Origin of the sequence: Gemmiger qucibialis (assembly GCF_027689445.1) — a bacterium.
Lineage (GTDB): Bacteria > Bacillota > Clostridia > Oscillospirales > Ruminococcaceae > Gemmiger > Gemmiger qucibialis.
In genome coordinates this window covers 574,699-596,419 of sequence record NZ_JAQFEN010000001.1, presented here as the reverse complement: position 1 = coordinate 596,419, position 21,721 = coordinate 574,699, and the positions used below count along the sequence as shown (strand labels likewise).

Here is a 21,721-nt window from a genome sequence, read left to right as displayed (position 1 = left end):
ACACCTTAAATGTGAATGATAAAAAGGAGCTTTTACCATGAAAAAGTTTGTTGCTGTTCTGTCCGCCGCCGCTATGCTCGCCACCCTCGCCGCCTGCGGTTCCACCGCAGCCACCACTTCTACCGCTGCCTCTAGCGCCGATACCGCAGCAGCTTCCAGCAGCGAAGCTGCTGCCGCAGATGATACCGCAAAGTCTTACAAAATTGCGGTGGTCCAGCAGCTGGATCACGCCAGCCTGGATGAGATCCGCACCGCTGTGGAAGCAGAGCTGGACGCCAAAGCCGCCGAAAAGGGCATTACCATTGAGTATAAAGATTTTAACGGCCAGAACGACGCTACCACGCTGAACCAGATCGGCACCCAGGTGGTTTCCGATGGATATGATGCGGTGGTGCCCATTGCCACCCTGGCAGCCCAGTGCATGGCCAATGCCTGCGCCGAAGATCAGATTCCTGTTGTGTACGCCGCTATCAGCGACCCTGCCGCTGCAGACCTCACCGGCCTGGATTATGTCACCGGTACTTCTGACGCGCTGAACACCCAGTTCATCCTGGATATGATGCTGGCAATCAACCCGGATGTCAAGACTGTTGGCTTGCTGTACTCCAATTCCGAAGCCAATTCCACCACCCCCATTGCCGAAGCAAAGGCTTACCTGGATGAAAAGGGCATTGCTTATGTGGAAGGCACCGGCAACACCAACGATGAAATCATGAGCGCCGCCGCCAATATGGTGGGCAAGGCTGACGCTGTGTTTACCCCGACCGATAACGTGGTTATGGCCGCCGCAGCTGCTGTTTCCGAGACGCTGACCGAAGCGGGTATCCCGTTCTACACCGGTGCCGACAGCTTTGTTACCGCCGGTGCCTTTGCAACCTGCGGAGTCAACTATTCCGAACTTGGCACCTACACCGCTGATATGGTGCTGGATATCCTGGAAAGCGGCAACGTTCCTGAATACCATGTAATGGATGGCGGCATCATCACCGTCAACACCGAAACTGCCGCCGCTCTGGGCATTGATTACGCCGCTTTCAGCGATATGGCCAGCCAGGTTGTGGAAGTTACCACCCAGCAGTGATAAAATGAATAGAGAATAATGAAAAAAGAATAATGCAGGTGTGGTGCCTGCGGTACCACAATAAAGCAGGAAATGCAGCTCCGGCAAGCGAAAACGCCCGCCGGAGCTGCATACCTGATTAAAAACGCCGCCGCGGGCGGCGTACAGCCATTATTCATTATTCTTTATTACTTATTATTTATACGCAAAGGAGCAACGCTTATGTTTACCCTTGCCATTGTGCAAAGCGCATTGGAGCTGGGCTTTATTTACGCCCTTGTGGCCATGGCACTGTTTTTGAGCTTCCGTGTGCTGAATATTGCCGATATGACTACCGATGGCGCGTTCACCCTTGGCTGTGCCGTGTCGGCTACCGCCGCAGTGGCGGGGCATCCGTTCCTTGGTTTTGTGCTGGCCATGCTGGCCGGTGCCTGCGCCGGGTTTGTCACCGCGTTCCTGCAAACCCACCTGGGCGTGCCGTCCATTTTGGCGGGTATTATTACCAATACCGGGCTTTACACCGTAAACCTTGCCATCATGGGCTTTTCTTCCAACGTTCCCATGCTGAAAACTGAGACAGTGTTCACTATGGCCCGCGCCCTGTTTGGCGAAAAATCTCCCTATAAACTCATTGTTGCCGTCACGGTCACAGTCGTGGCCTGCGCGCTGCTGATTTTATTCCTTGGCACCCGGCTTGGTCTTTCCATCCGCGCTACCGGCGATAACCCGGATATGGTGCGCGCTTCCTCCATCAACACGGCGTTCACCATCACGGTGGGCCTTTGCGTTTCCAACGCCATGACCTCGCTTTCCGGCGCAGTTCTGGCTCAGTACCAGAAATCCGCCGATATCAACCTGGGCACTGGCATGGTGGTCATCGGTCTGGCTTCGCTGATTATTGGCGAAACGCTGTTTGGCCGCGGCGGTATGTGGGTCAAAGCGGCTGCGGCTGTGGCGGGCAGCGTGATCTACCGCTTTATCATTGCGTTGGCCCTGCGTGCCAATGTTCCCAGCGAGTGCCTGAAGCTGATTTCTGCCGTCATTGTGGCGCTGGCCATTGCGGCCCCGGCCCTGAAAAAGAACCTTGCGCTGCGCCGCCGCCGTGCCGTCAGCCAGAAAGGGGGCAAGACCCATGCTTGATCTGAACCATGTCAGTATGACCTTTAACCCCGGTACGGTGAACGAGAAAAAAGCGCTGACCGATATCAATCTGCATATGGAAAGCGGCGAGTTCGCTACCATTGTGGGTTCCAACGGCGCGGGCAAATCCACCTTGTTCAATGCCATTGCAGGCAGCTTTATTCCGGATACCGGCAGCATTCTGCTGGATGGGGTGGATATGACCTTCCAGCCGGATTTCCGCCGCTCCAAGGCGATTGGCCGCCTGTTCCAGGACCCGCTCAAAGGCACTGCCCCCAACATGACCATTGAGGAAAATCTGGCCCTGGCCTATCTGCGCGCTTCCACCCATACTTCGCCGTTTTCCCGCATTACCAAGGCGGACCGCGAACTGTTTACCGATCGGCTGGTCCAGCTGGGCTTGGGGCTGGAGAACAGGATGAAACAGCCGGTCGGCCTGCTTTCCGGCGGCCAGCGCCAGGCGCTGACCCTATTGATGGCCACCCTGGTTACCCCCAAATTGCTGTTGCTGGACGAGCACACTGCGGCCCTGGACCCCGCCACCGCAGATAAGGTGTTGGAGCTGACCAAGAAAATTGTGGCCGAAAACCACATCACCTGCCTGATGATTACCCACAACATGCACGCCGCCCTGGAATTGGGCAACCGCACGCTGATGATGGATTCCGGCCACATTGTGCTGGATATCAGCGGGGAAGAACGCGCCAACACCACGGTGGACGGCCTGCTGGATCAGTTCGCCAAAAATGTGGGCCGCCGGTTGGATAATGACCGCATCCTGTTGAGCAGGCAGGAAGAGACGGCCCAGTAAAATAATAACAAAAAGCAGCCCCCGCGGGGGCTGCTTTTTGTCATATACAATCAGGGAAAAAATCAACCGGCGATTGCACCAAAAGCGGAAATGCCCAAAGTGCTCAGTACGCCCATAATACAGCCTGCCAGCAGAACGCCGCCCATGCAGGCCAGAACGCTTTCCTTGAAATCCATATCCAGTAGGCTGGCGGCCAGGGTGCCGGTCCATGCGCCGGTGCCGGGCAGGGGAATGCCCACAAACAGCAGCAGAGCAATAAAAAGGCCGCGGCCGGCGGTGGCTTTCAGCTTTTGGCCGCCCTTGTGGCCTTTTTCCAGGCAGAAAGTGAAAAACTTGCCGATCACCGGTTTGTCAGCGCCCCATTCCAGGATCTTGCGCGCAAACAAAAAGATGAACGGCACCGGGATCATGTTGCCGATGATGGCAATGATGTAGGTGCTCCACAGCGGCAGACCAAAAATTACGCCATAGGGGATTGCGCCGCGCAGTTCGATCAGGGGAACCATCGAAACAAAAAATACAGTCAGGTATTTCTTAAGCATTCCAGTACCTCGCAGTTGATTGATGTCAAATTTGCATACAAATTTTATTATACAAGAATCCGCGATATGCCGCAAGACCTGCACCACAGGTTTTGTGTAAAATTTATGTCAAGCGGGCAGGATGCCGGTTTCCGCCATAAAAAGGGTGCAAAGCCCTGCGGGATATGGTATAATTACAACATACATGCCCACAGAATAAGAAAAAATGACGGAACCACAACAGCAGGAGGAGGCACAGGATGCAGCGTATAGAAGCCATAGATGAATACAACCGCGCTCAAAGATTGGGCATGCGCGATTACCGTGAAAAGACAGCGGCAGGCAAATACCCCTATCTGCCTGCATTGGATGAACTGCTGGAAAAAACAGATACCGAAAGCCAGATACCGCTTGGCACCATTGAAATACCGTTGGATTATGTGGTAGGCACCAAAACCACCGGCCGCACCATGGCGTTTGCTTCCAACTTTATGCCGCTGCTGCCCGAAGACACTGAGTTTGCCAGCAAGTGGCTTTCCCTGTGCATGGCCCATATGGAAGAGGGCATCCACGATGCCATTAAAGCATATGAGTACATGGGCCGCTTTTATGTCCAAGAGGGCAACAAACGTGTCAGTGTGCTGAAATATTTTGGCGCGGATTCTATTTTTGCCACCGTTACCCGCGTTGTGCCGCGGTTCAGTGATACGCCGGAAATTCGTGAATATTACGAGTTCATGGAGTATTACCCTTTGTGCGGGCTGTACCGGCTGCACTTTACGCAGGAGGGCAGCTTTGCCCGCTTGCAGAAAGCGCTGGGCAAAGCGCCGGATGAAAAGTGGACCGCAGACGATAAGGCGGAAGTTGTCAGCCTGATGAACTGGATCACCAAGGCTTATAATGCCCACGGCGGCGATAAAATGCGCACCACCCCGGCGGATGTTATGCTGCTGTTGCTCCGCTTGTATAAGTTGGATGAGCTGAAAACCTATAGTCCCGCCCAGTTTGCCGCAGCTATTGACGCTGTGTGGGATAACGTTCTGGCGCTGGAGCGCCCGGAACCGGTCAAGCTCAGCACCCAGCCGGCCGCCCCGGCCAAAAAGAACAGCCTGCTGGACCGCATCCTGCCGGGGATCCGCAGTGAGCCCAGCCACTTGAAAGTAGCGTTTGTCAACGAGCGCACGCCGGAAACTTCTACCTGGACCAGCCAGCACGAGTTTGGCCGTACCCAGCTGGACCAGGTGTTTGCCGGCAAGGTGGAAACCGTGGCTTATCATGGCGCAGAGCCGGGCAAAAATGCCGATGAACTGGTGGAAAAAGCCATCCAGGACGGCGCGAATATGGTGTTTACAACCTCGCCAAAACTGGTGGGGGCTTCGCTGCGCGCGGCGCTGCGCCACCCGGATGTGCGCATCCTGAACTGCTCGGTCGATATGCCGTATGCTTCCATCCGCACCTATTACAGCCGCGTGTATGAGGCAAAGTTCATCACCGGCGCCATTGCTGCCGCTGTGGCGCGGGAGGACCGCGTGGGCTATGTGGCGGATACACCCACCTTTGGCGTTCCGGCCAACATCAATGCGTTTGCCCTTGGCGCGCGGATGGTCAACCCGCGCGTTAAGGTCAGCCTGCAATGGTCCTGCCTGCCGGGGGACCCGATCCAGGCCTTCCAGAAGCAGGGCATCACGGTGATCTCGGGGCGCGATACCCCCACGCCGTTCCGCCCTGCGCGAGAGTTCGGAACTTTCCGCATCAGCCCCGGCGGCACGCTGATGGATCTGGCTTCGCCGTTTTGGCATTGGGGCCAGTTTTATGAAAACGTGGTGCGCACCGTGCTGGATGGCGGCTGGACCCGCGATAAATCCGGCACCGACGGTACTGCCGTCAACTATTGGTGGGGCATGAACAGCGGTGTGATGGATGTGCTGCTCAGCCGCGAGCTGCCCCATGATGTGCGCCACCTGGCCAACATCCTGCGCAGCGGCATTATTGCGGGCAGCATTGACCCGTTTGCCTGCTATATTACCGCGCAGAACGGTACTGTGATGAACGAGGGCCGCACCGGCTTTACCCCGGAGCAGATCCTGCATATGGACTGGCTGTGCGATGCAGTGGAGGGCCACCTGCCGGAATTTGACGAACTGATGGACTGTGCCCGCCCCATGTACCGCATGCAGGGCATCCACCGCGACCGGCTCCCTGCAGAGAAAGAGGCTGATCTATGAAAATTCTGGCAGTGGCAGACGAAGAGAGCAAGTACCTGTGGGAATACTATGAGCCCAGCAAGCTGCGCGATATCGACCTGATCATCGGCTGCGGGGACCTGAGCCGGCATTATATGAACTTTTTGTCCGATGCAGCGCCGGTTCCGGTGCTTTATGTACACGGCAACCATGATGCCAGCTATGATAGAGAACCGCCCCGCGGTGCGATCTGCATTGACGATGACCTGTACTGGTACAAGGGCTACCGCATTGTGGGCCTTGGCGGCAGCTGCCGTTACCGCGCCGGTGCCTGGCAGTTTACCGAAGCGGAAATGAAACGCCGCATCAGCCACCTGCGCAGCAAGATCCAGCACGCGGGCGGGGTGGATATCCTTGTTACCCATGCGCCGCTGCACGGCTATGGGGATTTCAGCGACCTGCCGCACCGCGGGTTTACGGTGTTCAATGAAATTTTGGATACCTATCACCCGGCTTTGATGCTACACGGGCATATCCACCTGACCTATGGAGCCAACATCCCGCGGGAGCACCAGTACGGCCAGACACGCATTGTGAACTGCTATGAGCGCTTTACGCTGGACCTGCCGGATAAGCCGGATCCGCGCCGCCACTCTTTGATTGAGAGGTGGAAACAGTTTAACCGCACGGGGCACTTTTAAGGTGTAGCTTGAAGGCGTACCTGATACCATAGGCAACACCGCACAATTCCCGCCTTGCGGCTTAAGCACCGCTCCGGCAGCTGCGGCACGGCATCTGCGTTGCCAAAATGCTCGATAAGACATCCAGTATTATCTGCGCTTTTGGCTTGGCATCTGCCGCACCTCGCTCGCCGTATCGGCACTTAGAATTATGCGGTATTGCCCATAAACGATTGGAGAACAAATACGATGACCAAAACCAAAATCGGTGTTCTGGGTGCCGGAACCTGGGGAACCGCGCTGGCACGCATGCTGGCAGGAAACGGCTGTGACGTTACCATGTGGAGCGCCCTGCCCGATGAACTGAAAGCCATGAGCGTGACCCATGCCCACCCCAACCTGCCCGGCATGTGCCTGCCTGCCGATATGCACTATACCGCGGATATTGAAGAAATCTGCGGCGACCGTGATGTGCTGCTGTTTGCGGTGCCCTCGGTTTTTGTGCGTTCCACCGCCCGCAAGGCGGCACCGCATATCCCGGATGGGCAGCTGATCGTGGATGTGGCCAAAGGCGTGGAGGAAAAAACGCTGATGACGATGTCCGAAATCATTGAGCAGGAGCTGGCCGCGGATGGCAAACACACCCACTGCAATGTGGTGGCGCTTTCCGGCCCCACCCATGCGGAGGAAGTGGCCCGCGATATGCCCACCTTGATCGTGGCGGGCAGCCCGGATGAAGCCGCCGCACGCAAGGTGCAGCAGATCTTTACCACCCCCACCTTCCGCGTGTATACCAACACCGACCGCCGCGGCGTGGAGCTGGGCGGCGCTGTCAAAAATGTGATCGCGCTGGCTGTTGGCATTGCGATGGGCCTGGATTACGGCGATAACGCCAAGGCTGCCCTTATCACCCGCGGCAACGCCGAGCTGGCCCGCCTGGGTGTGGCCATGGGCTGCAAGGCCGAAACTTTTGCCGGGCTTTCCGGTATGGGCGATCTGATCGTGACCTGCACCAGTATGCACAGCCGAAACCTGCATGCCGGCATGCTGATTGGCCGCGGAAAGGATGTGGAAACCGCCAAAAAAGAGGTCGGTCAGGTGGTGGAGGGCATCAATGCCCTGCCCGCAGCCTGCAAGCTGGCGAAAAAGTATAAGGTAGAAATGCCCATCGTGAATGCGGTGGATGATATTCTGTCCGGTCGGTTGGCCGCCCGCGATGCGCTGGCTACAATGATGGGCCGACAGCTGAAACAGGAATAATAACATGGAAAACAGAGATATTCGCATTGCTTTTTTTGATATTGACGGTACTCTGCTGCCGCCGGATCACCACCTGCCGGAATCCACCGTGGCGGCGCTCAACATTCTGCGCGCCAAAGGGGTGCAGCTTTACCTGGCAACCGGCCGCCCGCCGTACCACCTGCATTACCTGAAAAAGGATCTGCCGTTTGAATTTGACGGCATGGTGATGATGAACGGCCAATATTGCCGGGATAAGGACGGCTGCTTTTACGCTCACTCGCTGCCGCAGGAGGGACTGCGCGAGCTGCTGCCCTGGCTGGAAAAAACAGATATTGCGGTTTCCTTTGTGGAAGCGGATACCGCTTACATGAACCGCACCAATGCCCTGTGTGAAAACTTTTTGAAAGAGATCCCGCAGGAAACCATCGATCCGGCCCAGCGCTGCTTTACCTACCCGACGTATCAGCTCAGCGCATTTTTGAGCAGCGAGCAGGAACCGGAGTTCATGACTCACGTGCCCGGCTGCCGCGCTGTGCGCTGGAGCGAAGAATTTGTCGATATCCTGCCCGCAACCGGCGGCAAGGTGAACGGCTTGCAGGAAACGCTCAATCATCTGGGTCTTACGCGGGAAAACAGCATCGCCTTTGGCGATGGCGGCAACGATACCGAGATGCTTGCTTTTGCCGGGATCGGGGTTGCCATGGGCAACGCCTGGCCAGATGCCCGTGCCGCGGCGGATTACATTACCACCGATGTGGATAAGGACGGCATCTGGAATGCGCTGGAACATTTCGGGCTGCTGAAATAACCAATAAAAACAAGAGCATGTGCGTTTTTGGGGAAAGCCCGAAAAACTGCACATGCTTTTATTTTATTTCTTTAGGCAATACCGCACAATTCCCGCCTGACGGCTTAAGCACCGCTCCGGCGGCTGCGGCACGGCATCTGCGTTGCCAAAATGGCTCGATAATGTCGGGTTGCGGTACCCGCATCGTGCTTCGGGGGCAAAAGCCCCTCGCACTCTGCGACCGCTGCCCCTGCTTCGGTTCGCTGCATCCGCCACTGGCGGCGCTCACCTTTGCAGCATCCAGTATTATCTGCGCTTTTGGCTTAGCATCTGCCGCACATCGCTCGCCGTATCGGCACTTAGAATTATGCGGTATTGCCTTTATTATAATGGCTGTTCAACCGCAGGGCAGTGTCTCGCCTTCCAGCACCGCCTGCACCAGGGTATCGCCGTGATAGGTTAGCTCCAGATGGAAAAACGGTGCGCCCTCCGCCAACAGCCGAAGGAAAATTTTGTCCCCCTGCCAGATCGGCAGGTTCTCTACTTCGGGTTTGGGCACCCATTCCAGTGTGCCCTCGTTACAGTCGGTCAGCGTGCCGGTAAAATCGGTGCAGGTGTACAGGTGCATCCGCTCGGCGGGCCATGGCTCGCAAGTAAAATCCACAATGCCGCGGTAGGCGGGGGATTGCATCGTCAAGCCGGTTTCCTCCCACACTTCGCGCAGGGCACAGGCTTCGGCAGTTTCGCCGGGGTCAAGCTTGCCGCCCACACCGATCCATTTATCGTGGTTGACGTCGTTCTTCTTTTTAATGCGGTGCAGCATCAGATAGCAGCCGTTTTGTTCCAGGTAGCACAGAGTGGTTTGCAGCAGTTCAGCCATAGCGGAGCCTCGTTCCCTGTGTGCGGGGCACACAAAATATATTGGTATCAGTATACCACCCGGATAGTACAGGCGGCAAGGCTGCAGACAATGTGCGGGTGGCTATTTGGTGGGCAGGGAACCAATATCCTGAAATTTACGCGGCGCTCCGTTATAATATCTCCAAAATGGAGATGGCTTTGAGGGGAGCCGCAAAAAGGTGTTTGAAGCAGGCGTGAACGCCCACATTGCCAAGCCGTTCAGCGTGATGCCCTGCTGGCAGGGCTGGATAAAGCACTAACAAAAAACAGGCACGAACCATACATAAACCGCCGCACTTTCCATATAATAGGTATATTGTACAGAATATGGAAGGGCAGGAGGGTACCCCAATGAAAGCAACAGGAATCGTGCGCAGGATTGATGAGCTGGGGCGGGTGGTCATTCCCAAAGAGATCAGGCGAACCCAGCGCATCCGCCAGGGCGATGCACTGGAAATTTTTACCGCTGCCGATGGGCAGGTGGTGTTCAAAAAATATTCCCCGCTGGTGGAGCTGGGCGAACTGGCCGGGGTGTATGCCGAGGTGCTGGCCAAAAACCTGGGCCGCCCTGTGCTGATATGTGACAGGGAAAGCATTGTGGCCGCCACCGGCACGGGCAAAGGGCAGCTGCTGGGGCGGCAGATCAGCGATGCCGCCGCCCGGCTGCTGGCCATGCGCGGCCCTTACACCGCGCCGGAAACCGCTGCCCGCCGCATTACGGCCTTTGACAAAGGGGAAACGGTGCTGCTGTGCGTCTGCCCCATTGTGGTGCAGGGGGATGTGGAAGGCGGTGTGTTGCTGACCGGCCGCCCGCAGGATGCAGCCCCTGATACCGAGACCGCCCGCGCAGTAAACATTGCCGCGGCATTTTTAGCAAAGTGGATGGAAGAATGAACCGTTGGCCGGCATCACCCTGCTGTCTGGCGGGCAGCAAAACAAGGGCAACACCGCACAATTCCCGCCTGACGGCTTAAGCACCGCTTCGGCGGCTGCGGCACGGCATTTGCGTTGCCAAAATGCTCGATAAGACATCCAGTATTATCTGCGCTTTTGGCTTAGCATCTGCCGCACCTCGCTCGCCGTATCGGCACTTAGAATTATGCGGTATTGCCCAAGATAAAATAACAGAAAAACGCCGCGGCGGAGGGCAAAAACCACCCTTTGCCGCGGCGTTTGTGTCAAATCTGTTAAAGTTTGAAACTTTTTATGAAAAGGGCTTGACAGAACAAAGAGTTGGGATATAATAAATTTAGCACTCAGGAAGAGAGAGTGCTAAACAAGAAAAAGCAAACAAGGAGATGAGGGCAGCATGACGATGGATGCACGCAAGCAGCGCATTCTGGAAGCGATTGTTGCCATTTATTCTACCGGCGGCGAGCCGGTCGGCTCCGGTTTGCTGGCCAGCCACTTTGACATGGCACTTTCCAGCGCAACGCTCCGCAACGAGATGGCCGCGCTGACAAAGCTTGGCCTGCTGGAGCAGCCGCACACCAGCGCAGGCCGCGTGCCCAGCCCCAAGGGGTACCGGTACTACCTAGACCACCTGCTGGAAGCCCCCGCCGCCATAGCACTGAGCGCAGCGGACCGCGAAAACATTGACCGGCTGTTTGCCGATATGGACGTTGAGCCCGAAAAGCTGGCGCAGAGCGCCGCCCGCGCACTGGCCGATTATACCGGCTGTGCCGCAGTGGCTACCACCCCGCAGGCCGAGGATCTGTGCATCGCCCATTTTGAGGTCGTGCAGGTCGGGCGGTATTCCGCCGCAGTTTTGGCGGTTACCAGCTCCGGCGGTGTGCGCACCCGTGTGGCGCGTATCCACACCGGCTTGACGCGGGAGGATGCCGATGAGATGGCCCGCCTGCTGAACAGCAGCCTGACCTTTGTGGCACCGGAGGATCTGACCCCGTCGCTGACGGCAAGCCTGGTGCTTTCCGCCGGGCGCAGGCTGGCGCCGGTGGTGTTCGCCGCCGAAGCGCTGGTTCGCACCCGCCCGCAGTTTTACCTGGAGGGCGTGCAGTACCTGGCCAAGATGCCGGATGTGCGCACAAACCTTGGCGCGCTGCTGGAAGTTTTTTCTGACAACGAAGCGGCCCGCGCCCTGATCGAACCGGGCAGCGGCAAAGTGACCGCTACGTTGGGCGAGGATATCGAGCCCGCCATGCCGAACCTCTGCATCGTCAGCAAGCGTTACCTTGCGGGCGGCGGGCTGTACGGCACGGTGGCGGTGATCGGCTCCAACCGCATGGAGTACGAACACTTGATCCCCGTTTTGAATTATTTTGCAATTAAGTTAGGACAGTCAATGTCCGGTAAAAAGGAGGAGCAGACATGAGCGAAGAAACAAAGAAGCAGCCTGAAACTGAACAGGAACAGGCCGCTGCTGAAACAAAAGCGCCCGCGGCAGAATCCGATAAGCAGGAAGCTGAACCCGCTGCAGAAAAGACCGAAAAGAAAGACTGGTTCGGCAAAAAATCCAAAGAGCTGGAAGCCGTAAAGGCAAAGCTGGAAGCCGCCGAGCAGGCCAACACAAAGCTGAAAGACCAGATGCTGCGCACCGCTGCAGAGTATGACAATTACCGCAAGCGTTCCGCCCGCGAAGCTGACCAGAAGTTCAACGATGGTGTTTCCCACGCGGTCAACCAGATCCTGGCAATTCTGGATACGCTGGATATGGCAGCCAATGCCGAATGCACCGACGAAAACTATAAAAAGGGCGTTGTGATGACGCTGGACAAAGCCGAAAAAGCTCTGAAAACGCTGAACATCACCGAGATCGAATCCATGGGCAAGCCCTTTGACCCCAACTTTATGAACGCTGTTCAGCAGGTTCCGGCAGAGGATGGCCAGGAAAGCGGCACTGTGGTGCGCGTGTTCCAGAAAGGCTACATGATCGGCGATAAGATCATCCGCCATGCAACCGTGGTTGTGGCCGAATAACAAAGCATGAACCGGGCGCAAAAGCCCGTTCAGATATAGATTAAGACATTCACATTTCCATGTTTCCTGAAAGAGGAATATGAAAGGAGTTTTATATTATGAGTAAGATTATTGGTATTGACCTTGGTACTACCAACAGCTGCGTAGCTGTTATGGAGGGCGGCGAGCCCGTTGTTATCCCTAACGCTGAGGGTGCCCGTACCACCCCGTCTGTTGTCGGCTTTACCAAAACCGGCGAGCGTCTGGTAGGCCAGGTTGCAAAGCGTCAGGCTATCACCAACCCCGAAAACACCATCTCCTCCATCAAGCGTAAGATGGGCACTGCCGAGAAGGTTCACGCCGGCGGCAAGGATTACACCCCCGAAGAGATCAGCGCTATGATCCTGGCAAAGCTGAAGGCTGATGCCGAAGCTTACCTGGGCGAGCCCGTTACCGAAGCTGTCATCACCGTTCCCGCTTACTTCAACGACAGCCAGCGTCAGGCAACCAAAAACGCCGGTACCATTGCTGGTCTGAACGTAAAGCGTATCATCAACGAGCCGACCGCAGCTTCTCTGGCTTACGGCATTGATAAGGAATCCGACCAGAAGATCATGGTTTACGACCTGGGCGGTGGTACGTTCGATGTTTCCATCATCGAGATGGGCGATGGCGTTACTGAAGTTCTGGCTACCAATGGTGATACCCACCTGGGCGGCGATGACTTCGACCAGCGCATCATCGACTGGATGGCTGAGGATTTCCAGAAGGAAAACAACATCGACCTGCGCAAGGATAAGATGGCTGCACAGCGCTTGAAGGAAGCTGCTGAAAAGGCAAAGATCGAGCTGTCCAGCGCCACTTCCACCAACATCAACCTGCCGTTCATCACCGCTGACGCCAACGGCCCCAAGCACTTGGATATGACCCTGACCCGCGCAAAGTTCAATGAACTGACCGCTGATCTGGTTGACCGCACCATGGCCCCTGTCCGCAAGGCTTTGGCTGATGCAGGCCTGAAGGCTTCTGACCTGGCTAAGGTCCTGATGGTCGGTGGCTCCACCCGTATCCCCGCTGTCTATGACGCTGTCAAGAAGGAACTGAACTGCGAGCCGTTCAAGGGCATCAACCCCGATGAATGTGTTGCTGTCGGCGCTTCCATCCAGGGCGGTGTTCTGCAGGGCGACGTTAAGGGTCTGCTGTTGCTGGATGTTACCCCGTTGAGCCTGGGCATTGAGACTCTGGGCGGCGTTTGCACCAAGATCATTGAGCGCAACACCACCATCCCCACCAAGAAGAGCCAGATCTTCTCCACTGCTGCTGACAACCAGCCCAGCGTTGAAGTCAACGTTCTGCAGGGCGAACGTGAGTTTGCCCGCGACAACAAGAGCCTGGGTACCTTCCACCTGGATGGCATCGCTCCGGCTCCGCGCGGCGTGCCCCAGATCGAAGTTACCTTTGATATCGATGCCAACGGCATTGTGCATGTAAGCGCTAAGGACCTTGGCACCGGCAAGGAGCAGAGCATTACCATCACTGCTTCCACCAACATGAGCAAGGATGACATCGACAAGGCCGTTAAGGATGCCGAGCAGTATGCTGCTGAGGATAAGAAGCGCCGCGAAGATGTTGATACCCGCAACAACGCCGACCAGATGGTGTTCCAGACCGAAAAGGCTTTGGGCGAGCTGGGCGACAAGGTCTCTCCGTCCGAGAAGAGCGAGTGCGAAGCTAAGCTGAACGCCCTGAAGGAAGCCCTGAAGGGTACCGATATTGAGGCCATCAAGGCAAAGCAGGACGACCTGCAGAAGGCTTTCTACGCCATCAGCGAGAAGGTTTACCAGCAGGCTGCCCAGCAGCAGGGCCAGCAGCCGGGCGCTGACGCCCAGCAGGGCCCCACGGGCAATGCCGGTTCCGCCCCGAAGGATGACGGTGCTGTTGACGCTGACTTCCACGAGGTGTAAGATAACAGAATAAACAGGGGAACATCCCTGTAACCCAAAAGGCCGCCGCCAGGCAATTCCGGCGGCGGCCATTGTGGGGTTAAGCCCACAAAGCTGCGTCCCGTCCGTAGGGGCGCACAGCGTGTGCCCGCAGTGAAATCACGTTGTCGCTTGCAGGCACAGGCTGTACGCCCTTACGGACAAAGAACCGGCTGTTCCCATAGGGGAAAGGAATAAAAGTCAACTTACTTCAACACATAAAGGTGTGATCATATGGCAGAAAAAAGAGATTATTACGAGGTGCTGGGCATCGGTAAAAACGCCACGGATGCCGAGATCAAGAGCGCCTACCGCAAACTTGCCAAAAAGTACCACCCTGACCTGAACCCCGGCAATAAAGAAGCCGAGGAAAAGTTCAAAGAGGTCAACGAAGCCAACGATGTGCTTTCCGACCCGCAGAAACGCCAGCGCTATGATCAGTTCGGCTTTGCCGGCGTAGACCCCAACTATGCGGCTGCCAACGGCGGCGGTGCAGGCGGGTTCGGCGGTGGTTTTGGCGGCGTGGACCTGGGTGACATCTTTGGCGATATCTTTGGCGGCGGATTTGGCGGTGGATTTGGCGGCTTTGGCGGCGGTTCTTCCACCCGCACCGCCAATGCACCCCGCAAGGGCCATGATATTCAGGCCAGCGTGATCCTGACCTTTGAGGAAGCCGCCCACGGCTGCTCCAAGAAGATCACCATCAACCGCCAGGATACCTGCCCCGACTGCGGCGGCACCGGTGCGGCCAAGGGTACCAGCCCCGAAACCTGCCCCGACTGCGGCGGCCGTGGTTATGTTGTAACACAGCAGCGCACCCCCTTTGGCGTAATGCAGAGCCAGCAGCCCTGCAGCCACTGCGGCGGCCGCGGCACCATTATCCGCAACCCGTGCAAGACCTGCCGCGGCACCGGCAAGACCGCCGCGCGCAAGAGCCTGGAGATCAATATCCCCGCTGGTATTGATGATGACCAGAACATTGCACTGCGCGGCCAGGGCGATGCCGGTTCCAACGGCGGCCCGGCCGGCGATGTGATCGTGCATGTTACCGTTAAGGCCGACCCGATGTTTGAGCGTGACGGGTACGATGTTACCATCCATGTGCCCATCACCTTCAGCCAGGCTGTGCTGGGCGATGACGTTGAGGTGCCCACCGTGGATGGCCGCATTGTGCAGCATATCCCCGAAGGCACCCAGAGCGGCACCAAATTCCGCCTGCGCGGCCAGGGCATCCAGTACCTGAACGGCCGCGGCCGCGGCGACCAGTATGTGATCGTCGATGTTGAGATCCCTAAAAAGGTCACCCGCGCCCAGCGCGAAGCCCTGAAAGCTTTTGAGGACAGCATGAAAGAGGATAACTACGAAAAGCGCAAGGGCTTCTTCAAGAACCTGCGCGACCGTTTCTCGTAATGCAATAACATGCCCCCGCCTGGTAATGCAGACGGGGGTGTTTTTGTATCAGTTAATTATAGCAATATCACGACCTCTTTATGTGATTTTTACATAGATGGTATCATTCTCTAGCCTAAAAGCTAGAGGGAAAATGAGAAAAGTAAAGTGCAGTAAGGCTAATATTGCACTTTCGCCAATCATCATGTATAATAAAACTGTCTGTAAGCAACCTAAAGCAGGGGAGGGCTTCATGCAAAAAATCAAAGATTTCTGCAAGCGGCACCGCCTGCTGTGGCTGACTTTGCTGGTGGCGCTGGCTGCCGCCGCTGTGGCCGCGTGGGCCGGGTTTGACCTTGGCCAGCGGGTGGATAACCAGCCGGTGTATGAAATCGTCAACGATGATTATACCCGTACCGTTGTAATTCCTGCCACGGCGGACGCTGCAACGCAGGATGACGGCACAACCGGGTTGTACCTGCCCGTTCCGCTCAAAAGCGGGCAGCGCATTTACGGGGTTCGACTGGACCTGACCACCCATAATTGGGCGTTCCGGCAGGGCACCCTGTACGCTGCACTGCTGGATGCCGATGGCAACGCCGTGGCGAACGGTGAGCTGGACTGCATTACCATTAAAGATGACACCTTTGCGGCCATCACGTTTGATGCGCCCTATACCGCCCCCGGCACAGCCGATGCCGAAGCGGATTATGACCTGGCAAACCCCAACATGACCCTGCGTCTGTGGTATACCCCCGGCGATGACTGGGATGTGTACCACCTGCTGGGCCTTTGGACGGATGCCGACACCAGCCAGCAGATGACCCGCCGGAATGCAAACGGCACAACGGATTCCATCGTCGGGCATCCGGCATTGCAGTATGTCGTCAATGATTCCGGCAGCTGGTCCCATGTGATCTCCCGCCTGCTGGGCGTGCTGACCTTTGCGGCGGTGGTGGCGGGCTTTATCCTGCTCACCCACCGCGCCAAGCTGTGGCAGGTGGTGCTGGTGTGCGGTGCGGTGCTGGGCGTGGCGTTTGCCTTTTTAACGCCGCCCCTTGTCGGCCCCGATGAATACACCCACCTGGCCAAATGCTACCGCCAGTCCAGCACATTGCTGGGCCAGCCGGTGGCGGACGATGATGATATGCTGCTGGTGCGCAGCTGCGATGCTCCTTATTTCAAAAATCATACCGGTGATATCGGCATTTACGCTTACAAGGAAATGCTGGAACACCTGGGAGATGCGGGCTGCAGCGGTGAAACGACTGTCAGCTCCGATACCTATGTAACGGCGGACCCCATCAATAATACGCTCTACCTGGGTCAGATTGCCGGCATTACGCTGGCGCGCATGATGGGGCTTGGCTTCCATGGCATGCTGCTGTTGGGACGGCTGTGCAACCTGGCGCTGTACCTGGCATTGGCTGCGGCTGCGGTCAATATTGCACCCCAGCGGCTGCGCGGCATTTTTGCCGGTGTGGCACTGCTGGCCCAGCCCTTGCAGCTGGCGGGCAGTCTTTCGGCGGACGCCGCCGTGCTGGGGTATCTCTTCTGCTTTACTGCGCTCTGCCTGACCCTGCGCACCCGCCCGGCCCGCTGGCCGGAAACGGTGGCTGCTGTGGTGCTGGCGGCGCTCATCGGCCCGGCCAAGGCAATTTATCTGCCCGCCGTGCTGCTGATCTTTATGATTCCCGATGCCAACCTTGCCTTGCCCGGCAAGCGCTGGCCGGTTGGCCCCATTGCCAAAGTTCTGGCGCTGGTGCTGGCCGCTATCGGCTGGGTGCAGGTCAATATGGGCGCTGCTTTGTATGCAGCCCGCGATGTGGATACCGTGGGCATCCTGCGCGCCGGTGGTGCCGCCGCGGCTGGTGCCGCTTTGCTGGCGCTGCTGTACTGGAAAATCCGCCGCGACCCCAAAAAGAAGAAAATCTTTTTGGGTGCCATTGCCGCGGTTGTGGTGCTGGCCATCCCGGTTGGGCTGTATAAGCTGACCCACATGTGGGGCGGCTTAACGCCGGAACAGCTGGTTGGCTCCATTCAGGAAAACGGCGATTCCATCTACACCTATTCCGCCGGGTATATCTGCCGCAACCTGCCCAACACGGCCAAACTGCTGCTGCGCTCTTTCAGTGCGCAGGGGGCGCAGTGGGTGCAGGGCGTGCTGGGCACTGCCCTAGGCGAACCCATTGTGTATACCGTGGATGCCAGCTGGGTGCTGGGGGTTGGCTTTATCCTGGCTTTGCTGGCCGCGGCGCTGCCGCAGGCGGGTGAGACCGTACCTCTGGGCCGCCGCACCAAAGCGGGCGTTTGGGGTATTGTTCTCTGCGTGATTGCCCTTTCGTTCGTCACGGCGCTCAACTGGACCCCCATCAATTACACCACTATTTTTGGCCTGCAGGGGCGCTACTGGCTGCCCGTGCTGCCGCTGGTGCTGGCGCTGGTGCACCACAACCGCACCTTTGCCGTGCAAAAGCCCGCAGAGCGCAAGGCGGTATTTGCCATGCTCTGCCTGACATCGTTCGTCATTCTGCAAGGCGCGGGTTTGTACGCGACCTTCCAGATGCCGTCATAAATTATCATTTTATACGTTTTGTATAATGCAGAAAGGAACATTACCATGACTGTTACCCGTAATACCATCATTGCCGAAATCCTGCAGAACGATCCTTCCCAGGGCTGCGTGCCCATCTTTTTGAACACGGGTATGCACTGCCTGGGCTGCATGGCTGCCCATGGTGAGACCGTGGAGCAGGCCTGCATGGTCCACGGTGTGGACCCCGACGAACTGTGCGCCGAACTGAATGACTACTTTGCACACCTGTAAGCCTGTGCCGCACCTGGATGCGCGGCTGGCCGCCGCGGCTGCCTATGTGCGGCCCGGCCATATTGCCGCCGATATTGGGTGTGACCATGGAAAACTCAGTGCATGGCTGGCGGGCAGCGGTTGCTGCCCGCTTGTTTTTGCATGTGATCTGCGGGAAGGCCCGCTGCAAAAAGCCCGCATGACCTGCGCCCCCTGGGCGGATAAGATCCAGTTCCGCCTCGGTTCCGGCTTGAGTGTGCTGCAGCCGGGGGAGGCAACGGAGATCATCATTGCCGGCATGGGGGCCGAAACGGTGCTGGAAATCCTGGATGCCGCCCCCTGGGTGAGGAACGAACAGTATAACTTTGTTTTTGTACCCGCCACCAAGCACAGCGTTTTGCGCAAGGGCCTTGCCCAGCGCGGCTTTGCCTTAAAAAGCGAGACACTGTGCCGTGCAGCCGGGCGGCTGTATACCGTGATCAACGCGCAGTATACCGGCCGGGCAGCGGAGCCCACCGGCCTTGCATGCCTGTGCGGCAAAACGCAGGGCCAGCCCGAAGCCCAGGCCTACCGTGAACAGCAGCTGGTCAAACTGAAAAAATACCGCCTGGGCCTTGCACCCGGCCCGCAGGCGGATGGGGTGGATGCCCTGATACAGGAAATGGAGGATGGACTATGGCCGTAAAAGTACAGCAGGTACTGGAAATTCTGGAACAGATCGCCCCGCCGGAGCTGGCTTGCAGTTGGGATAACGTGGGCCTTTTGGTGGATGCCGGACGCCCGGTCACCTCCATTATGACGGCGCTGGATATTACCGCCGATGTGGTGCGCGATGCCGCCGAAAGCGGGTGTGAGCTGATTGTAAGCCACCACCCGGTCATCTTTGACCCGCTGCGCCGCGTGACGGCGGAGGATGTGCCCGCAATGCTGCTGCAGAACGGCATTTCGGCCATCTGCATGCACACCAATCTGGATGCCGCTCCCGGCGGTGTGAACGATGTGCTGGCAGACTTGCTGCGCATTGAGAACCGCCGTGATTTCGCCGATAACTGCGGCCGCATCGGCACGCTGAACGTGCCCACCACGGCCCAACAGCTGGCCGAAACCTGCAGCCGGATGCTGCACACCCACTGCAAGTTTGTGGAAGCCGATCACCCGGTAGAAAAGCTGGCCGAAGTGAGCGGCGCAGGCGGCAGCTATTTGCAGCAGGCCATTGACGAGGGCGCAGACTGCCTGGTGACAGGCGAAGCCGCCCACCACATTGCCATTTTGGCAAAGCAGAAAGGCGTGGGCCTGGTTGTTGCCGGGCACTGGGGAACGGAACACCCGGTGGTGTTTGCCCTGGCGGATGCCCTGACCGAGCGCCTGCCCAAAGAAGTTACTGTGGCCCCCAGCCTGGCCGATGTTGACCCTTACAGCTACCTGTAACCCCTGCGGCGGCTGAACACTATGGGGTGGGATGAACCCATCCTGCCGCGTGAGAAGTATGCTGTCGTTTTCATAAAACCCTGCCCCAAAAGAAAAGGAGTACCACCATGGCATTGGATGCCGCGACCCTTGCGCTGGTCGCAAATGAACTGAACAGCACCCTGCTGGATGCCAAAATTGATAAAATTTTTGAGCCGACGCGGGATGAAGTGCTGATGACCCTGCGCACCCGCACCCAGACGTTCAAGCTGCTGCTGTCTGCCCGCAGCGGCTCGGCGCGTGTCTGCCTGACCAAAGAAAGCTTTGAAAACCCGCTCACCCCGCCGGGCTTTTGCATGCTGCTGCGCAAACACCTGACCGGCGGCCGTCTGACAGGGCTGCATATGGAACCCGGCGACCGCATTGTGTTTTTTGACTTTTTGTGCACCAATGAGATGGGCGACCTGGTAACCAATACCCTGGCTGCCGAGCTGATGGGCCGTTACTCCAACCTGGTGCTGATCCAGAGCGGCAAGATCATCGATGCCCTCAAGCGCGTGGATTTTGAGGACAGCGAGATCCGCCAGCTGCTGCCCGGACTGCCGTATACGCTGCCGCCCAAACCCAATAAGCCGGATTTTCTGGCAACCAGCGCCGCCGCCATGGTGGCCGCTGCCTGCGAAAAAGACCTGCCGGTGGCTTCTGCTTTGGGCAAAGCGGTTGGCGGTGTCGGCCCCGTTGTTGCGCGGGAGGCTGTGTGGCGTGCCTTTGGCGGCGAAACGCCCCTGCTGGCCTGTGACCTGGACGAAGCACAGAAGCAGGCCCTGTGCGCCGCAATCGAAAACCTGAAGGATGAACACGCTGCAGGCGGCACCCCCACGGCGGTGCGCATCCCCCAGCCGGACGGAGTGAACAAGCCGGTAGAGTTCAGCTTTTTTATCCCGCAGCAGTACGGCAGTGCGGCCATTTTAACGCAGTACCCCACCTACAGCGAGCTGCTGGAGGATTATTACGCCACCAAGGACCGCGCCGAGCGGTTGAAGCAGAAGAGCCGCGAGCTGTACAAGGCGGTGCATAACCTGTACGAACGCGCTGTGCGCAAACAGTCCGCCCGGCGGGAGGAACTGGCCCAGAGTGAAAAAGCCGATACCCTGCGCCTGTACGGCGAGCTGCTGCAGGCCAACCAGTGGGCCATCCAGAAAGGCGACCGCCAGGCCACCGTGCAAAACTACTATACCGGCGAGGATGTGACCATCCGCCTGGACCCCCGCCTTGGACCCAACGAGAACGCGCAGAAATACTTCCGCGACTATAAAAAGAAGCAGACCGCCGGCCAGATGCTGAAAAAGCTGCTGCTCGAGGGAGAGGATGAGATCGAATACCTTGCCAATGTTCTGTATGAGGTGGAGACTGCCCCCGGCGAGCAGGCCCTGAACGAAGTGCGCGCCGAACTGAAAAGCCAGGGCTACCTGAAATACTATAAGCAGCGGGAACGCAAACAGAAACCGGCGGATTTCCTGCGCTACCGCTCCAGCGATGGCTTTGAAATTTTGATCGGGCGCAACAACCTGCAAAACGATAAGCTGACCCTGCACACTGCCCGCGGCAAGGATGTCTGGTTCCATGTACAGAAAGCCCCCGGCAGTCATACGGTGGTTATGAGCCGCGGCGAGGATGTGCCGGACACCACCAAACAGGAGGCCGCAGAGCTGGCTGTGCTGCACTCCAGCCAGAATGGCGGTGCCAAGGTGCCGGTGGATACCACCGAGGTGCGCAACATCTGGAAAGCCAACGGCGCCCGCCCTGGCATGGTGCTGTATAACGATTATACAACGGTCTATATTACCCCGCGCGCCGGGCTGGAAGAGCAGCTAAGGGAAAAATAAAGTAACATATG

At 57.7% G+C, this 21,721-nt stretch carries 20 protein-coding genes; 18 read left to right on the top strand and 2 right to left on the bottom strand.

The features are described 5' to 3' along the window. Nucleotides 1-37: 37 nt before the first annotated feature. From PG062_RS02745 to PG062_RS02735, 3 genes are all read left to right on the top strand, one after another. Complete coding sequence (locus PG062_RS02745) at nucleotides 38-1,081, top strand: ABC transporter substrate-binding protein (protein ID WP_270751014.1); 1,044 nt, start codon at nucleotides 38-40, stop codon at nucleotides 1,079-1,081. A gap of 201 nt (nucleotides 1,082-1,282) precedes the next feature. Further along, complete coding sequence (locus tag PG062_RS02740; protein WP_114000268.1) at nucleotides 1,283-2,200, top strand: ABC transporter permease; 918 nt, start codon at nucleotides 1,283-1,285, stop codon at nucleotides 2,198-2,200. Beyond that, entirely contained in the window at nucleotides 2,193-3,011 is an 819-nt protein-coding gene (locus tag PG062_RS02735; RefSeq protein ID WP_270751013.1) for an ABC transporter ATP-binding protein, read from the top strand. Before PG062_RS02740 ends, PG062_RS02735 begins: the two co-directional genes overlap by 8 nt. Nucleotides 3,012-3,073: 62 nt before the next feature. Here PG062_RS02735 and PG062_RS02730 read toward each other — a convergent pair whose 3' ends face one another. Beyond that, nucleotides 3,074-3,553 (bottom strand): COG2426 family protein, encoded by a 480-nt coding sequence (locus PG062_RS02730; RefSeq protein WP_114000270.1) that lies wholly within the window; start codon nucleotides 3,551-3,553, stop codon nucleotides 3,074-3,076. A gap of 239 nt (nucleotides 3,554-3,792) precedes the next feature. Here PG062_RS02730 and PG062_RS02725 point away from each other — a divergent pair, with 239 nt between their 5' ends. From PG062_RS02725 to PG062_RS02710, 4 genes are all read left to right on the top strand, one after another. Continuing rightward, complete coding sequence (locus PG062_RS02725) at nucleotides 3,793-5,757, top strand: BMP family ABC transporter substrate-binding protein (protein WP_270751011.1); 1,965 nt, start codon at nucleotides 3,793-3,795, stop codon at nucleotides 5,755-5,757. Next, complete coding sequence (locus PG062_RS02720; protein WP_270751009.1) at nucleotides 5,754-6,416, top strand: metallophosphoesterase family protein; 663 nt, start codon at nucleotides 5,754-5,756, stop codon at nucleotides 6,414-6,416. The genes PG062_RS02725 and PG062_RS02720 overlap by 4 nt, the downstream gene beginning before the upstream one ends. A gap of 228 nt (nucleotides 6,417-6,644) precedes the next feature. Further along, entirely contained in the window at nucleotides 6,645-7,655 is a 1,011-nt protein-coding gene (locus PG062_RS02715) for an NAD(P)H-dependent glycerol-3-phosphate dehydrogenase (protein ID WP_114001291.1), read from the top strand. A gap of 4 nt (nucleotides 7,656-7,659) precedes the next feature. Next, nucleotides 7,660-8,445, top strand: coding sequence for a Cof-type HAD-IIB family hydrolase (locus tag PG062_RS02710; protein ID WP_270751006.1), 786 nt, complete (start codon nucleotides 7,660-7,662; stop codon nucleotides 8,443-8,445). A gap of 376 nt (nucleotides 8,446-8,821) precedes the next feature. Here the strand turns inward: PG062_RS02710 and PG062_RS02705 are convergent, their stop codons facing one another. After that, nucleotides 8,822-9,304: an NUDIX hydrolase gene (locus tag PG062_RS02705; protein ID WP_270751005.1), complete on the bottom strand. Its 483-nt coding sequence runs from the start codon at nucleotides 9,302-9,304 to the stop codon at nucleotides 8,822-8,824. Between the two features lie 371 nt (nucleotides 9,305-9,675). Here PG062_RS02705 and PG062_RS02700 point away from each other — a divergent pair, with 371 nt between their 5' ends. From PG062_RS02700 to PG062_RS02650, 11 genes are all read left to right on the top strand, one after another. Then, nucleotides 9,676-10,218, top strand: a complete 543-nt coding sequence (locus PG062_RS02700) for a stage V sporulation T C-terminal domain-containing protein (RefSeq protein ID WP_270751003.1) — start codon at nucleotides 9,676-9,678, stop codon at nucleotides 10,216-10,218. 122 nt (nucleotides 10,219-10,340) lie between these two features. After that, complete coding sequence (locus tag PG062_RS02695; RefSeq protein ID WP_270751001.1) at nucleotides 10,341-10,568, top strand: hypothetical protein; 228 nt, start codon at nucleotides 10,341-10,343, stop codon at nucleotides 10,566-10,568. A gap of 65 nt (nucleotides 10,569-10,633) precedes the next feature. Beyond that, nucleotides 10,634-11,656 carry a heat-inducible transcriptional repressor HrcA gene (hrcA, locus tag PG062_RS02690; RefSeq protein WP_270750999.1) on the top strand — a complete coding sequence of 341 codons (1,023 nt, stop codon included), beginning with the start codon at nucleotides 10,634-10,636 and terminating at the stop codon, nucleotides 11,654-11,656. Continuing rightward, nucleotides 11,653-12,261, top strand: a complete 609-nt coding sequence (locus PG062_RS02685; RefSeq protein ID WP_270750997.1) for a nucleotide exchange factor GrpE — start codon at nucleotides 11,653-11,655, stop codon at nucleotides 12,259-12,261. The genes hrcA and PG062_RS02685 overlap by 4 nt, the downstream gene beginning before the upstream one ends. A gap of 98 nt (nucleotides 12,262-12,359) precedes the next feature. Then, nucleotides 12,360-14,204: a molecular chaperone DnaK gene (dnaK, locus tag PG062_RS02680; RefSeq protein ID WP_270750996.1), complete on the top strand. Its 1,845-nt coding sequence runs from the start codon at nucleotides 12,360-12,362 to the stop codon at nucleotides 14,202-14,204. Between the two features lie 252 nt (nucleotides 14,205-14,456). Further along, nucleotides 14,457-15,632 carry a molecular chaperone DnaJ gene (gene dnaJ, locus PG062_RS02675; RefSeq protein ID WP_270750994.1) on the top strand — a complete coding sequence of 392 codons (1,176 nt, stop codon included), beginning with the start codon at nucleotides 14,457-14,459 and terminating at the stop codon, nucleotides 15,630-15,632. A 232-nt stretch (nucleotides 15,633-15,864) separates the two neighbouring features. Continuing rightward, nucleotides 15,865-18,186 (top strand): DUF2142 domain-containing protein, encoded by a 2,322-nt coding sequence (locus tag PG062_RS02670; protein ID WP_270750993.1) that lies wholly within the window; start codon nucleotides 15,865-15,867, stop codon nucleotides 18,184-18,186. 45 nt (nucleotides 18,187-18,231) lie between these two features. Continuing rightward, nucleotides 18,232-18,438: a DUF1858 domain-containing protein gene (locus PG062_RS02665; protein ID WP_113999691.1), complete on the top strand. Its 207-nt coding sequence runs from the start codon at nucleotides 18,232-18,234 to the stop codon at nucleotides 18,436-18,438. Continuing rightward, complete coding sequence (locus PG062_RS02660; protein WP_113999690.1) at nucleotides 18,416-19,102, top strand: class I SAM-dependent methyltransferase; 687 nt, start codon at nucleotides 18,416-18,418, stop codon at nucleotides 19,100-19,102. Before PG062_RS02665 ends, PG062_RS02660 begins: the two co-directional genes overlap by 23 nt. Next, nucleotides 19,093-19,845, top strand: a complete 753-nt coding sequence (locus PG062_RS02655; protein WP_270750989.1) for a Nif3-like dinuclear metal center hexameric protein — start codon at nucleotides 19,093-19,095, stop codon at nucleotides 19,843-19,845. Before PG062_RS02660 ends, PG062_RS02655 begins: the two co-directional genes overlap by 10 nt. A gap of 107 nt (nucleotides 19,846-19,952) precedes the next feature. Beyond that, nucleotides 19,953-21,710, top strand: coding sequence for an Rqc2 family fibronectin-binding protein (locus PG062_RS02650; RefSeq protein WP_113999688.1), 1,758 nt, complete (start codon nucleotides 19,953-19,955; stop codon nucleotides 21,708-21,710). Nucleotides 21,711-21,721: the final 11 nt, after the last annotated feature.